Source organism: Acinetobacter sp. RRD8 (genome assembly GCF_031844225.1).
Classification (GTDB): domain Bacteria; phylum Pseudomonadota; class Gammaproteobacteria; order Pseudomonadales; family Moraxellaceae; genus Acinetobacter.
On sequence record NZ_JAUZUU010000016.1, the window covers coordinates 15,020 to 29,356 of the forward strand.

General features: G+C 44.5%; 12 protein-coding genes and 1 pseudogene. 3 read left to right on the forward strand and 10 right to left on the reverse strand.

The features are described 5' to 3' along the window. Nucleotides 1–69 precede the first annotated feature (69 nt). Nucleotides 70–570, forward strand: coding sequence for a Dps family protein (locus Q9R24_RS12310; RefSeq protein WP_005247040.1), 501 nt, complete (start codon nt 70–72; stop codon nt 568–570). A gap of 320 nt (nt 571–890) precedes the next feature. On the opposite strand, the gene Q9R24_RS12315 is transcribed toward Q9R24_RS12310, so the two are convergent. The 5 genes from Q9R24_RS12315 to Q9R24_RS12335 all read right to left on the reverse strand — a co-directional run bounded on the left by Q9R24_RS12315 (nt 891) and on the right by Q9R24_RS12335 (nt 7,216). After that, nucleotides 891–1,607: an ABC transporter ATP-binding protein gene (locus tag Q9R24_RS12315; RefSeq protein ID WP_004279331.1), complete on the reverse strand. Its 717-nt coding sequence runs from the start codon at nt 1,605–1,607 to the stop codon at nt 891–893. Further along, the gene (locus tag Q9R24_RS12320; protein ID WP_311204505.1) at nt 1,600–2,823 is read right to left on the reverse strand and encodes an FtsX-like permease family protein; all 1,224 of its coding nucleotides are present in this window, start codon (nt 2,821–2,823) and stop codon (nt 1,600–1,602) included. Before Q9R24_RS12320 ends, Q9R24_RS12315 begins: the two co-directional genes overlap by 8 nt. Next, nucleotides 2,820–4,043: an efflux RND transporter periplasmic adaptor subunit gene (locus Q9R24_RS12325; protein WP_311204504.1), complete on the reverse strand. Its 1,224-nt coding sequence runs from the start codon at nt 4,041–4,043 to the stop codon at nt 2,820–2,822. The genes Q9R24_RS12320 and Q9R24_RS12325 overlap by 4 nt, the downstream gene beginning before the upstream one ends. A gap of 289 nt (nt 4,044–4,332) precedes the next feature. Continuing rightward, nucleotides 4,333–5,856 (reverse strand): M81 family metallopeptidase, encoded by a 1,524-nt coding sequence (locus Q9R24_RS12330; protein WP_311204503.1) that lies wholly within the window; start codon nt 5,854–5,856, stop codon nt 4,333–4,335. 31 nt (nt 5,857–5,887) lie between these two features. Then, entirely contained in the window at nt 5,888–7,216 is a 1,329-nt protein-coding gene (locus tag Q9R24_RS12335; protein WP_311204502.1) for an MFS transporter, read from the reverse strand. 118 nt (nt 7,217–7,334) lie between these two features. Here Q9R24_RS12335 and Q9R24_RS12340 point away from each other — a divergent pair, with 118 nt between their 5' ends. Together Q9R24_RS12340 and Q9R24_RS12345 are read left to right on the forward strand one after the other, a co-directional pair. Beyond that, complete coding sequence (locus Q9R24_RS12340) at nt 7,335–7,790, forward strand: LysR family transcriptional regulator (protein WP_311204501.1); 456 nt, start codon at nt 7,335–7,337, stop codon at nt 7,788–7,790. Continuing rightward, complete coding sequence (locus Q9R24_RS12345; protein ID WP_311204500.1) at nt 7,756–8,247, forward strand: LysR substrate-binding domain-containing protein; 492 nt, start codon at nt 7,756–7,758, stop codon at nt 8,245–8,247. The genes Q9R24_RS12340 and Q9R24_RS12345 overlap by 35 nt, the downstream gene beginning before the upstream one ends. A gap of 2,236 nt (nt 8,248–10,483) precedes the next feature. On the opposite strand, the pseudogene ssb reads toward Q9R24_RS12345, so the two are convergent. The 5 genes and pseudogenes from ssb to Q9R24_RS12370 all read right to left on the reverse strand — a co-directional run. Beyond that, a pseudogene (gene ssb / locus Q9R24_RS12350) lies at nt 10,484–10,807 on the reverse strand (single-stranded DNA-binding protein); the annotation flags it as partial. Nucleotides 10,808–11,071: 264 nt separating this feature from the next. Beyond that, nucleotides 11,072–13,498 carry a DUF927 domain-containing protein gene (locus Q9R24_RS12355; protein WP_311204499.1) on the reverse strand — a complete coding sequence of 809 codons (2,427 nt, stop codon included), beginning with the start codon at nt 13,496–13,498 and terminating at the stop codon, nt 11,072–11,074. Further along, on the reverse strand, nt 13,491–13,793 hold the full coding sequence (locus Q9R24_RS12360; protein ID WP_311204498.1) for a hypothetical protein: 303 nt from the start codon (nt 13,791–13,793) through the stop codon (nt 13,491–13,493). The genes Q9R24_RS12355 and Q9R24_RS12360 overlap by 8 nt, the downstream gene beginning before the upstream one ends. Next, complete coding sequence (locus Q9R24_RS12365; protein ID WP_311204497.1) at nt 13,786–14,091, reverse strand: hypothetical protein; 306 nt, start codon at nt 14,089–14,091, stop codon at nt 13,786–13,788. Before Q9R24_RS12365 ends, Q9R24_RS12360 begins: the two co-directional genes overlap by 8 nt. Beyond that, nucleotides 14,088–14,330, reverse strand: a complete 243-nt coding sequence (locus Q9R24_RS12370; protein ID WP_311204496.1) for a hypothetical protein — start codon at nt 14,328–14,330, stop codon at nt 14,088–14,090. Before Q9R24_RS12370 ends, Q9R24_RS12365 begins: the two co-directional genes overlap by 4 nt. Between the last annotated feature and the right edge of the window lie 7 nt (nt 14,331–14,337).

Below are 14,337 nucleotides of genomic sequence, written 5' to 3' on the forward strand. Positions count from 1 at the left end.
CTCGGGCTTCAGATACATCCGACTTTATTTTAATACACCGTATCGCGTTAAGTTTGAAGGAGTAAGAGCATGGCCTCTTCTAAAAAAGAATCTAAAGCAATGAAAATTGATATCGGGATTTCGCATGATGATCGCGCCAAAATTGTCGATGGTTTATCCAGACTTTTAGCAGACAGTTATACCCTGTATTTGATGACCCATAATTTCCACTGGAATGTCACTGGCCCCCAGTTCAATAGCCTGCACACCATGTTTATGACTCAATACACCGAGCAGTGGAATGCGCTGGACGTCATTGCTGAACGTATTCGGGCTTTGGGTTTTGCAGCACCCGGCACTTATAAACAGTTTGTGAAACTCACTTCTATTAAAGAAGTCGAAGGTGTGCCTAAAGCTGAAGAAATGATACGTTTACTGGTAGATGCACATGAAACTGTGGCACGTACTGCCAGAAGTATTTTCTCGATCATTGAAGAAGCCAATGATCAGCCGACTGCTGACATTCTCACGCAAAGACTGGAAGTCCACGAAAAAACGGCCTGGATGCTGAGAAGTAATCTGGAACAATAAAATCGGATCGAATCTTTGAAATCAGGCTTATTCACAGGATGAAATGGAAACTTGCGGCAGTGCCATTAAAGTTCGGCTTCATCCTGACGCTTTGATTAGATATGATTTACCGGCGTTCAATGATTAGATCAACCTGAAAGACAGAATCATTAAAATTAAACCATCAAAATTTAAGGATGTAGGCAATCGCGTACATCCTTTTTGAATGACGCGTTTATTTCAATCTCAGGCATGGAAATAATTTAAAGGCAGTTTTAAATAAGAAATCCCGTTGTCTTCCGCTTCAGGAAATTGGCCCTCCTGGCTCCTTACAGTACAGCTTAATCTTGATGCGGATTGCTCGAATCACTTTCAATCCGGCCATCGACCAGATTAATGGTGCGATCACAAGTGGCGGACAGGCGCGGATCATGCGTGACCAAAAGTACGGCGCAGTCGCGTTCACGATGCACTTTACGAAACAGTTCAAACATATCAGCCGCGGTCTGGGTATCAAGATTACCTGTAGGTTCATCGGCCAATAATAATGCCGGCTCAGTAATCAAGGCCCGAGCAATGGCCACCCGCTGCTGCTGTCCTCCGGACAATTCATTCGGTTTACGCTCGGCAAATTTTTCCAGTCCCACTGCCGCTAGTAAATCACGTGCGCGTTGCATTGCCTGCTGATTCGGTTTGCCATGCGCCATCATTAAAGGCATGAGAATATTATCCAGTGCACTAAATGCCTGAATCAGATGGTGAAACTGAAATACAAATCCGATGCTGTTGCCGCGCAGCGCCGTACGGCCGGTATCATCCATCGCACTGGTAGGTTGTCCCAACAAATACAGCTCGCCACTCGTTGGTTTATCTAGCAGTCCCAGAATATTCAGTAAGGTACTTTTTCCAGAACCGGAAGGGCCAATAAGTGCAGCAAAGTCGTTGCGATCAATGCGCAGGTCAATGCCATGCAAGACCTCAACCTCATTGGGCTGTCCAATATTATAAGATTTTCGCAGCGCTTCCAGACGCAGAACTTCCTGAGATTGCTCAGACATGACGAATCGCCTCCACCGGGTCGAGTGCTGCTGCCCGGCGTGATGGCACCGCTGCAGCCAGTACGCCTGTTAATGTCGCCAACAATAGCGCCAATATCACCAGTTCAATCGATATCGGAATATAGAATAATCCCGGCCCAAAATTATTAAATACCCACACCAGGCCATAACTGACTATGCTGCCCAGCACTGAACCGAGCAAGCCGAAGATTGCGCCCTGAAACAGAAAAACCCTCAGGATTTGCGATTGGGTTGCACCTGTCGCCCGCAGAATACCAATTTCTCGGGTGCGCTGCACCACACTGACGGACATGACGCTGGCAATCCCGAAAGCCACCGAAATTGCGACAAAGACAATAATCATATTAGTCGACAGGCTTTGTGCAGTAATGGCATTCATCAGTTGTGCATTGGTTTCAATCCAGCTTTCGGCTTTTAATGAGGTCAGGCGTCCGACTTGTGCGGCAACCTGGTCTGCTTCAAAAATATTGGCAATGGTTAGGTCAATCACCGTTACCCCGCCTGGCAGGCCGAGTAAGGACTGTGCCTGCTTGAGATCCAGATAGACATAACGCGCATCCAGTTCGCGCACACCCAGTTCAAAAATACCGGCAATATTCACCAAAGCACTATTTTGTTGACCAGTATCCAGTCGCAACTTGCTGCCGACCTGAACACCGAGGTCTTTGGCCAGTTGACTGCCAATCAGCACATCATCCGCGCCGACCCGCAACTGACCACTGATTAAATATTCTTTTAATGGAATGATCTGCTGATAACGCTCCAGATTCATCCCGACCAACGCCACTGATTCGATCGCATCACCCCGTTGTACAAAAGCCGGCCCAGACACCACCGGCGAGACGGCGGTCAGTACAGGTAACTGGTCTAGCGTTTCAGTAATCTGTTGCCAATTGTTGATCGAACGCAGGCGCTGTGCCCGTTTGTCTTCCTGCAATAATTGCACGGTCTCGGTGGGAGGTGACACAATCCGGTTGACTTCATCCGGTGACAATAGGCGAATATGCGCCTGTGTACCTAAGGTTCGTTCGACAATATTGGCTTGCAGCCCCTGAATCAATGCAGTGATAAAGACGATCACCGCTACGCCCACGGCAACCCCGATGGTGATCATGATGGACTGCGCGCGACCCTCGCGCAAAAAACTGACCGCGATTTTCCATTCGATCCAGAGCCGCCCGAATAAATTTTTCAATCGAAGTTCACCGGTAATTCATTTTTGCTGTTGGTCGTATCAGCAGAATTCTGCAATGAACTCTGTTGTGGTTTTAAGCGAACTCTGGTGCCATCTTCCAACGAAGATTCGGCATCTGCCAGCACCTGATCGCCCTCGCTCAGGCCTGATTTCACTTCTGACATGGCTAGGCCACGCAAGCCTAAAGTAATCTGCTGACGCTGTATTTTTCCATCACGTACCATTAAGACCACGGCTTTATTTCCCTTGATACTACTTAAAGCATCATTCGGAATAGCCAGAGCCCGCGCTCGTTTGGCCGTCTCGACATTCACCGATACCGTCATGTCCTGACGCAGAAAATCAGGCACTGGATTTACAGTTAACCTGACTTCTACCGTACCTCGCTGTGGGTCAATACTTGGCGCAATAAAATTGATCCGGGCCGGGAAAGACCGATCCGGATAGGCATCGCTAATTACAGTGGCATTTTGCTGCAAGGCCAGTTGCGGTAAATTCCGCTCATCTAGCGGTACCCGGATTTCTGTATTCCCTGTTAACGCAATGGTAAATAAAGTTTGTCCCGGCTGAACCAGATCACCCGGCTCGACAGCGCGTGTCAGTACTGTGCCGGCGACCGCCGCCCGAATCTTGGTTTTGGCCAATTGCGCCTGTGCCACCGCCAGCTGTTCACGAAGCGATGCTTCTTCAACTTGACCCGCAGCCAATGCTACTGCTTTTACCCGGGCTGTCTCATAATTATTACGCGCGACTCTTTCCGCTTCCACAGCCTGTTCGACTTCTTCCCTCGACAGGATACCGACTTCTGCATTACGTCGACGTGTAGCTTCTCGGCTGGCCTGCTCCAACTGGGCTTTGGCACTGGCCAGTTCTGCTGCAGCCTGTGGCCGTCGGCTGCTTGCCAATTCGGTCAGTGCCAGCTCGGCCTGTCTGACTTGGGCCAGTAATTCATCTGATTTCAGCACCACCAGCAGATCACCCGGTTTAACCTGATCGCCTTCCTGCACCAGACGTTGCAGAACCACACCACTAATTTCACTGCCTACCTGGGCACGCGAAACCGTCGCAACACGTCCGGTTGCGACAACATTTTGTACTAGCGGCATGGTACTCAGCGTATAACTAGGCACCACAGGCCCCTGCCACCAGCGAAATAGAGCAAACCCTACTGCCAGTAGCAATACGATAATCAGCAAAATTTTATAGCGGGCAGCGCGCAATGAGAATCTCCGATTGAATCGTTTAATTTGAAATAAGAAAGTCAAAACTGTATTTGTTTTTTTCTAAGGTTTAATTTACAACAAGTTTCTACTTGGAATTATAGGTATTTTGTTGAGTTTGAAAAGGATGTTGAATTCATATCCGCTTTTTTTAGCTAGATTAAGTCGATGTCAGTCAAGTTCATCTATGACAGAATCAGATAATGAGGATTTGATAAAAAAACAGGCTGGATCATGATAGAGCTCGCCTGTTCAATCGCTTGGGTGTTAATTGGATGTTAGTTAAATATTAGACCGTACGACGTAATGGCTGATCACGTTGCGCCAGACTTTCACCCATCGGCACAAGCCGTCTATCAGGGTCAATCTTTTGCCAAGGCAAGTCATTCGGGTCTGCTTTCATGGCCCCAGGCGCTTTCGCGACCAAAATGGCAGCAGCCATGTCCTGAAAATCTGCACGAAAATGTACCGAGCTTTTCACTACAATAATTGACTTATCTTCAGGCACAACGCCAAAAATTCTAAACATATTACGATCGAGCAACTGGGCTTTGTAGGAACTGACTGCAATTTCAATACCATCTATTTCCAGCAATACACTCGGTCCAATATCCGCCTCAACACCATGCATCATAGGCCCGCCATAGCTGAATTTTCCATCGCTATAGGCTTTGATCTTAAATTCAGCGCTAAATGGGGAATCCCCGGCAATACCCGATGTTCCACCCAGTTGCGCATAAAAATGCTGACCAAGCTCAAGCTGGTAGGCTTGCTGCACCACCACGGGATCAACAATAAGACCAATCAATGCATTTTTAACCTGATGTCGATGTAGCGCCGATAGCATCCCGGTCGTATTTGAATCACCACCGGCTCCCGGATTATCCTGCGTATCGGCAATCACCACAGGTTTGCTCGAATGATGCTGTTGATAAAGTTGAAGTGCCTGCTGCACGGCATGATCGGGTGATAAAAAATCCATATTCCAATGCGCTTCTTGTTGCAGCACATGGGCGATATAGCCTTGCATAGCCTGATCTAACTGCTCAGCGTTTTCACTATAGCCCCAGATACAACCGCCACATTCCTCAAAATCTGCCGCCGGAAAGCCCGGCGTGAAATTCATCTGGACAGAATTATTTTGCTCTAGCTGTTCAAGTAAACTCATACAAGACTGGGTAGGTTCCAGCTCGGTACATTGTGCATTCAGCGCAATCAAAAACGGCAGCTTATACATTTGCTTGTGCAGCTTTTTACCCCGGAATATTTGATCCAGCAGTTGGGCACAGCGTTGTCCGGTTTGAGCCATATCTACATGTGGATAGGTCCGATAGCAAATCAATGCATCACTATGAGCAAACATCGCCTGCGTGACATTGGCATGGAAGTCCAGACTGGCAATTACCGGAATGTCCGGACCAACGGCCTCGCGAACTCGTCTTAATAATTCGCCTTCACCATCATCTACCTGTTCACTGACCATGGCACCATGCAGATCCAGATACACCGCATCTGCCGGATGTTGCTGAATGCTGGAAATAATTTCATCACAGATCCGCTGGTAAGTGTCCTGCTCTACATGCGCTGAAGGTGAAGTCCCAGCCCAGATCACTGGCAAAAGTTGATAACCGAATTGTTCTGCTTGCTGGATAAAACCGCCAATCGGAATGTTCTGTTCCCGAAATTTCAGGACATCTGCGTCACGACTAAGCGGAGGAAATCCCCCGCCCTGGACAAAATCCGCGTAGTTTGCTTTGGTCGGGGCAAAGGTATTGGTTTCATGTTGAAAGCCCGCAATGATGATTTTCTTCATATCTTGAATCCTTCCTATGCTGCATGATTGATTATTTATCGACGATTAGAGCAGTGTGTGTTGTTTGCTGAGGCGCAGCTTGCTTTTTCAGTCTGAAGGTATAAATCAGGAAAGTGCCTCCGAGCATCATGATCACAGCAATCGTGAACCAGCCTGCCAGCATGGAACCGGTCATTGACTGCGCCATGCCCATAATATTTGGACTGACAAAACCACCGAGTAATCCGATACTGTTAATCAGGGCAATTCCGCCTGCTGCCGCACTACCGCTTAAGTATTTCGATGGAATCGACCAGAAAATGGTATAGGCACTAAACATAAAGGCCGTTGCGGTACAGATCGCAATAAAGGACAGCAGGAAATTCGCACTGATCACCGACAACATCAAGCTGACTCCGGCCAATACCGTAGGCACTACACAATGCCATTTCCGTTCCTGCCATTTGTCCGAGCTGCGGGCAAAAATGATCATGAAAATTGCGCCGCATAAATATGGGATCGCCACCAGCCAGCCAATCATCTGCAAATTTTGGATACCGCCCGATTTCAATAAAGATGGCAGCCAGAAGCCAATCGCATAGATCCCACAGATAATGGTGAAATAGGCCAAGGCCATGAAATAAATCCAGGGATCTTTCAACACCGCTTTAAAATTGCTATGACCGCTTGCAGACTGATGCTGGGAAATTTCTTTCACCAATAAGGCTTTGTCCTCTTGGGACAGCCATTTTGCTTGTGAAGGATGATCGGTTAAATAAAAGTATGCTACGCAGCCCAACAGCACGGTCGGCACAGCTTCTAATAAAAATAACCATTGCCAGCCAGAAAGATTATAAATCTGATGAAAAGTACTCATAATTTGTGTAGATAACGGTGCGCCTAACATGCCAGCAAGCGGCCCGGCCAGCATGACAATCACCATCACGCGTGCCATGCGTGCACCAGCATACCAATAGGTCAGATAGAAAATCATGCCTGGGGCAAAACCGGCTTCGAATACACCTAGTAAAAAGCGCAAGACATAGAACATCTGCGGGGTGGTGACAAATAGCATCGACATGGAGGTCAGGCCCCACAAAATCATGATGCGGGTAATGGTTTTTCTGGCGCCGACTTTTTCAAAATACAGGTTGGTTGGCACTTCAAACAGTACATAACCTAAAAAGAATATGCCGGCTGCCATGCCATAAATTGCATCGTTAAAGCCCAGCTCCTGCTGCATTTGTAACTTGGCAAATCCGATATTGATCCGGTCCAGATAAGCAAAGAAATAACACAGCAATAAAAATGGCAGTAGCCGCCAGCTTACTTTCTTGTAAATCTGGTCTAACCGTTGTTGACGGGAGGTGATTAAATCCATCTAAAACTCCTTTTTATCTAGATCTTCTTATTGTTCAAAATCCATGTAAGCATGCTCCTGACTTGATAACAATGTAATTTATTCGGCATACTGATGCTTTAAAAGCATCAGAGTTTTTATGGACAGAAAGTTGCAATTCCTTGCGCCACTGAACGGAATCAATGAAAAGCGTTTGCGTTATTTCTATACGGTGATGATGTTTGGCTCGATGCGCAAAGCGGCAGATATCCTGAATATTGAACAGTCCGCCATGAGCCGACAAATTCAACTCTTTGAATCAGAATTAAAAATAAACCTGTTCAAACGTAAGGGTCGGCATATTATTCCGACTGAAGCCGCCTATCTGGTACTTGAGTATTTCAAGGAAAATAAAAATCGTGAAAATGAATTATTTGATAGTTTATTTCAGCTGCAATCTTCTCAACTCGGCAAAGTGAACATTGTTTCAAGTGAAAGTTATATGCAACACATGATTTATGATGTACTTCGACATGTGCATTATAAATATCCAAATATTGAAATCCAGTTAGAATTAATGAGTGGACAGCCTGGCGCATATTGGACTGGCGTATAATCCTCCATTTCATATAGACATCAGCACCATTGCCCATAAAACAGAACCTTTTATTCTGGCTGTTCCTGCCGGTCATCCTCTTGCCAAGCTCAAGCATCGCATTTGTCTTTCCGAAATTTCAGACTATAAATTTGCCTTAATGCCCGTAAGGCATGGTTTCCGTCAGCTACTCGACAGTGAAATGGTGCGCTTACAAGTGAACCTGAATATTGGTCTGACCACCAATTCTATTTATGCCTTAAAAAATTATGTGGTGGCTGGACATGGGATTTCCGCCATGCGCTATGCAGATATCGCAGATGCAGTAAAAGAAGGTCAGGCCGTTGCTTTAACTATTGATTCCGAGCTGTGCAACATGGCTCAGACCCAATTGATGGTACGTAAAAATACCCATTTGTCAGAGTCGAAGCATTTATTGATTGAGCGTATTCGCTCTAGTTTTGATTTGATTTTTTAAATCGCTTATAAAATTTAGGCAATAAAAAAGCCACTTAAATAAGCGGCTGATTTATAACAAGAATTTTGGGTGGCGTCAATTGAACAAATTTGCTAAATAGCTGTTTTATATAATTTAATATTTATACAAAAATCCCAGTGTACACCACAGTGTACAGATTATCTGTTGCTAGGCTATTTTCTCTGAGTTTAGTTGTCATGCTGGGTGACGAACTCAGGAGTTAAAAACACTCCCCCTCGCACGCCCGCGCGTTTTCTTGATTATTGCTTGATGGTATAGCGGTTTGCTGTGTTTTTTCGCTGCTCTTCTTTTTTGTGGCTCAGGTAGCCCGATATTTTGAGCATATTGACTGAGTGACTTTAAGTAACTCAGTTACTCACTAACTATCTTTGAGCTGGTCACTTGCATGGGTTTCGGCGATTACCGAAACGATAACGTAATCCTAAATTAACTTAGCCGTCCAAGTAGTTGATTAAGTAGCTAGGTTGTTTAGATGCGCTCAAATTTGAGCATATCCCCCAATGGGGTAAATGTTCCCGATCCGCTACTACACTTTAAAGGTAGTTAAGGGATAACCTCAATTTTGAGGATAACCATTGTTTTAAACTCTCATCAGTGATGGAAGTTAAGAGATGCCCCCAAAGTTGGGGTTATCTTTGTGAGTGACCGATAGTCACATGCAAAACTCACTTTTGAGGTCTGTCCATATTTTGACGCACCCACTCAACGCAATTTTTCGCTCAGTGAATGCCGTTGCTCACTTTTGAGCATGGGCATAGCGATAGCGGAATTTCACTATCGGTCTTGGCTTTTAGGCGTGGTCATCTTGACCATACCCACACTGTGTGACTGTACGAAAGTTTCGTAGTTCATTAACCAACGCAATTTTGCTTATATCCCCCAGTGGGGGGTAGTCCTATGTTCAGGCTATTTGTAGCAGTAAACCGCACGAATAATCACGCTGTAATTCTATTGGGATTTTAAGCCTTAAAACCACAATGAATATATCCCTCGCGTGCGCGCGCGTAGTTGTCACGAAACACAACGCAAAATTGCGCTGTCCTACTGTTAGTAAATGTTAGTTTTGCGGACTGCTTTAAAAATGCAAAACCTTATAAAACCTAATATTCAAAAATGCCATGCTGTTATCAATTGTTATGGTTTGGATTACTGCAAAATACTACTTTTCACTTGCTGCTCGGACTTGTCAAAACTTGACATTGATAACCTGTCAAAACCTGTTATTTAAAACGCTGCACCTGTTAGTAAATGTTAGTCAGAACTTATCAAAACTTAACATTGCAAACGGCATAAATACTAAGTAATACTAAGTTTACAACCTGACAAAACCTGACATTTAGAACGCCGTAGCTGTAAGCAATAGTAAGTACCTTTAACATCATTTTAACTTTTGAAAATCGACTTATAACTAGATAAATCCTTTATATATAAGCCTTTGCAGTGATTTTTTAACTTTAACAACTTTAACCTATTTGCTAAAACAGAATTTTTTTTGCTGGTGCGGTTTTGAGTGGTCTCCGCTTTGGGTCAATCCATAAGTTATGAACTCCCCCCACTGGTTAGCCGTCATCACTCGATTGGTTAAACCTGATAAAACCTGATATTTGTTTTACGTAGTTTTACAAGATAGGTATTCCTCAAAAACGGCGTAAACCTTGCTGTGCTTAGTTTTGAGCATGGTTTTAATGGTCTTTTTCATGTGGTGCTGTAAAACAAGAAAATCTTTACGTAGCTATACAAAATAGGGGGTCTTTGCTTTACGTAGCTATACAGAATCAAAGTTATTAAATCGCTGTATGCCTTGCTGTAATTGGCATAGGTGGCATTTCTTACAAGTACCCTGTAAAGCAAAATTTAGCAGGACGTAGCATGACAAAACCGCATTTCTTGTTGGACGTAGTTTGACGAGCTGCATATCTAAGTAAAACGCCGTATGCCTTATATAGCTTGGTTTTGAGTGCATTTTTATAGGTACTTTTATCAGTATCTTGTCAAACAAATATACAAGGCTTGTCATGCAAGATTTAAGGCCATTTACTGATACATACTGATACGGATTTTGCTAGACGTACCTAGACAAAATAGGGGTGTAATCATTCCATTTCTTCAATTTGCGAAACAATCCTATGAAAGAAATGATTTTGTGAAACTCACCCTATGAAAGAAGTGTTTTATCCAATAAAAAAAGCTCCCCATATTTAGGGAGCTTCGATTAAAGCAATTGCAGCTCATCGGCTCGAATCTCGGTTACTTCCCGATCCGCTCCTTTATTGTCTTTCCACTTCCTTGTACGCAATGAGCCTTCGATATAAACCTTTCCGCCTTTCTTGAGGTACTTGCTCGCAATCTCAGCTAATCGGTTGTTAGTGGTGATTCTGTGCCATTCTGTGGCCTCTTTACGTTCGCCTGTGGTCTTGTCCTTCCAAAACTCGGTAGTTGCAACGCTGAATGTCGTAACGCTGCCACCGTTGGGAAATTGTTTAGTTTCAGGGTCACGGCCTAATACACCCATTACAGTCACTTTGTTTACGTTTGGCATTGGTTTAAATCTCTCTAATTTTCTCAGAATGTCTATTTTTCATGGGTAACATAGGTAACATGGGTAATATCCTTGCTATGACAGCGTTTCAGGGTGTTACCTATATTTTTTTGCTTGGGTAACGATGGGTAACATGGGTAACAAATGAGGGAAAATTTAGAACTTGTTACCTCTGTTACCTGTTACCATTTTCAATAGGTAACGCCTGTAAGCCTTTATTCATGCGGTTGTTACCTGTGTTACCTCTGTTACCTTCGTTTTTTACTATTCCCAGCTAAAAATAGCCTCTTTGACGGCGTAAACCTTCACTGCGTTTTTTCGTGATGGGATTCTTGCGGTCTTGCTGGTCTTGCCTGTGTCATGCTCAAGTAGGTTGTAAGCTAGTAAGGCCCTTGCTGCTTTGCGACTGTCATAACCTTTGCAGACTTCATTTTTAAACTGCTCAGGCAATACATAAAATATCTTTTCGCCGTTCTCTATCTTCCAGTAGCCGACACGGTTATTGATACGCTCGATATGATCGGGATCGGGTGTAATGGCTTCAAAACGACTTGATTCATTCGCCTCAAAGAATGCTTTAACATGGGTCACAATTTCCCGATTCTCATAATCTCCGACCTGCTCAAAACTGCCCAGCCATTGATTAAATACCTTTTGTACGGCGTTAAATGCTGTGCCTGCTTTCCAGCCTGTAATATTGGCCTTTGTTGCCAGCTCCCCAGCCGTTGCCACCAATGCAAAGTAGTTAGCCACTCGGACAATATGCCCTTGCGACTGGTTCACGGTTAAGACTTGGCGATACTGGTCTAAAAGCTCTCTAGCTTCGTCCATGCGCTCGCCTTTGTTGCTGGTCAGATACTCAAGCCATGCAATGCCAGCCACGCCGTAGCAGTCTGCCATGCGCTTACTCAGTTCAATTGCTTGTTTTGGTGCATCCTCTGCAAAGTCTATACTGTCAAAAATACCGTACTCAGACTGATCTATATCAATATCAGCCAAGCGTATTTCTTGTCCCAGCTTAGTCTTTTGGCCTTGCTCGCTCATAATGTCTTTAAGGCTTTTCTCCCCACTGGATAAAAATATAACTTTCCACTGGTGCATAGGCTTTGCTGTGATTTGCTTAGTCATGCGACCTTTGCCCATGCCATTTGCAAGCATATAAACAATGTTTCCTAGCTCTTTGGGGTTCGCTATCTCTCCGATTTCATCCAGCACTAAAAAACCATCATTGTGCATATAGGCGGTATGCTCTAGGTTGTTGCCTGTTGCTCTCCATGTACGATAGAAGTTTTTAGGATTTCCCCACACGGAACTCGCAAGGTTTAATGCTGTGCTTTTCCCTTTGGATGACCCGCCCTTGATATGAAAGCCACCGCCTTGCTGATTAAGAGGGTCTAGCAGTTGTCCAGCAAAGGCCGTACACAATGAAAAAGCCAACAAGCTATGATTCTCTGCCAATTGCGCTACATTGCTTCGCCATTGCTCTAATGTGCCTCTGCTTTGATAGTGGTTAGCTAAGGCATTGTTAGCCTGATAAACAATTAAATCACTGCTGCTTTGTCCGATCTGCTTATGAGGTAGTACAAATACATCATCATGCCAGCCGACCCGATCCACACATAAGGCATATTGACCTGTTTGATAACTCATTAAATAGCATTGAAAAAGGTTTCTTGCTCGTTGGTCAGGTGCAATCATTACACCCTGATAAGACAATGCTTTGCGTAGGTCTGCGCCGTCCGTTTGGAATAGCTCCATAGATAGGGCCTGTGTGTGTTCTACCTCGTTGTCATCCTTCCACTTGAGCAATACACCCCAATTATTACTAGAATTATCCCTAGTCTTTGCAACGACCAATACAGGGCTTGAGATAAAACGCTTGTGGCTTATGCCGTTCTTATCTTCATCAACAAAATAAAGCCCATCCTGTGTGATGTGGAAATGTCCGTTTTCCCATTTCATCGGTTTAGCCAAGTGGCCTTTAGGCAAAATACTTTTTATCGGTAAAGCCTCTATAGCTTCATCAATAAACGCCAGCACCTCACTTACACTTTCATCCTGGCTTAATTCAATCTGGAACTGATTTACACCGATTCTTAAATACTGACATAGCAGTCTAACTGCCGTGTTTTGCTCCAGCTTTTTAAATGGCTCAAGGTGCATTTGTTCAATTCTGACAGGTAGGTAAAGCTGCTTATAGCCTGCCTGTGATAGTTGGTTAATAACGAACTGTATTTGTTCAAAATCAAACGGCTTGAGTTCTGTTTTATGGTTGCTGCATAGGGTAGGCAGTAGCACCAATACAACGGCGTAGCCAGTCTGTGCGACCTTAAAGAAAGCCTCTAGGCTGTATGTGATAATGACAGGCTGGGCATGGTCAAAATCGCCATGCCTTGCAAAACCTCTAGCCAATCCATCAGGTATGACGGCCACGCGCTGCCCATCTTGCATGACTGCACATTGAACAAGCTCCATTTGCCCATCATAGATAGGCAGAACCAAAGGCTGTTCATAGGTAACGCCATTAATGGTGACGTTACTATCATCAACATAGATCGGTTGCTCAGGACTGCCAAAACGCTGTATTAATGGATGTGATGAATAGGCATCATTAAACGATACAAGCTGCTCACATTCAGCTAAAATAGCTTCGGGTGTTATTAGTTCTTTGGGGTGGTCATAATCAAGCATTGTGACTACTCCCTTTCATTTTCTCCCATTCTGCACTCAGTCGTTTCTCGCCTTGTGCCAATTTCTGCATGTTGTCGTAGCTTAATTGCTCAAGTACACCAAAGCACCGTGTTATTGATTGAAAATAGACTTCTTCCAATCCTGTAAGTTCTGGGAGCAGGGTTATTTCATTTTGCAAAACTTGCAGCATATAGCCGATGGGTTCACTGCGTTCCAGCATTTCGCTATACACGTCCGCCATATCGCCAGCATCATAAGTTTTAGGTGTATTTGTAGAATTGATTTGATTAGGCATGAGAATGCGCTCCGTTTGAATTTAAGGGAGCTTTACCATTCACGACCAAGTGAGGGTGGCAAAGCTGAAAAGGGTTGGTCGATAGGCTCAAACGGATACCTACACACTCGAAAGTGTCCCTCTCCAGCTCCGCCATAACATGCGAACGCATAGAGATATTACGCACAAAAAAAGCCCTTTCGGACTGTGCGCCGTTTGAATCATAGCCGACCAAAGCTAACTTTGAGATTTTGCCCAAAGCCCGATTAATATAACCATACTTGGGCATGTTAGCAATATTGAATAACTTGTTTTTCATGCTTCTGCCCCTCTCAAGTAAGCATCAATAAGCTGCTGTAAGCTCTCCCCATGCAGCACCATAACGCCAGTAGCTTGAGGGTTTTGCATAAGTTGCTTCATACCGTCATCAATGGCCTGAACTCCATCGCCTACGGTGATTAGTTCGATAAAACTACAAGCCTCATTGTTTACGATTAAATCCGCCTCAATATCTGCCTCGGTGTTAGTGCGATATGAAGCCAGTACAATATCTTTCATGCCTTCA

What these genes read in the sequence shown, in the direction of transcription:
- Q9R24_RS12360 (WP_311204498.1), bottom strand. Translation starts at nt 13,793, where the DNA reads ATGCCTAATCAAATCAATTCTACAAATACACCTAAAACTTATGATGCT.
- Q9R24_RS12355 (WP_311204499.1), bottom strand. Translation starts at nt 13,498, where the DNA reads ATGCTTGATTATGACCACCCCAAAGAACTAATAACACCCGAAGCTATT.
- Q9R24_RS12315 (WP_004279331.1), bottom strand. Translation starts at nt 1,607, where the DNA reads ATGTCTGAGCAATCTCAGGAAGTTCTGCGTCTGGAAGCGCTGCGAAAA.
- Q9R24_RS12340 (WP_311204501.1), top strand. Translation starts at nt 7,335, where the DNA reads ATGGACAGAAAGTTGCAATTCCTTGCGCCACTGAACGGAATCAATGAA.
- Q9R24_RS12335 (WP_311204502.1), bottom strand. Translation starts at nt 7,216, where the DNA reads ATGGATTTAATCACCTCCCGTCAACAACGGTTAGACCAGATTTACAAG.
- Q9R24_RS12370 (WP_311204496.1), bottom strand. Translation starts at nt 14,330, where the DNA reads ATGAAAGATATTGTACTGGCTTCATATCGCACTAACACCGAGGCAGAT.
- Q9R24_RS12330 (WP_311204503.1), bottom strand. Translation starts at nt 5,856, where the DNA reads ATGAAGAAAATCATCATTGCGGGCTTTCAACATGAAACCAATACCTTT.
- Q9R24_RS12365 (WP_311204497.1), bottom strand. Translation starts at nt 14,091, where the DNA reads ATGAAAAACAAGTTATTCAATATTGCTAACATGCCCAAGTATGGTTAT.
- Q9R24_RS12310 (WP_005247040.1), top strand. Translation starts at nt 70, where the DNA reads ATGGCCTCTTCTAAAAAAGAATCTAAAGCAATGAAAATTGATATCGGG.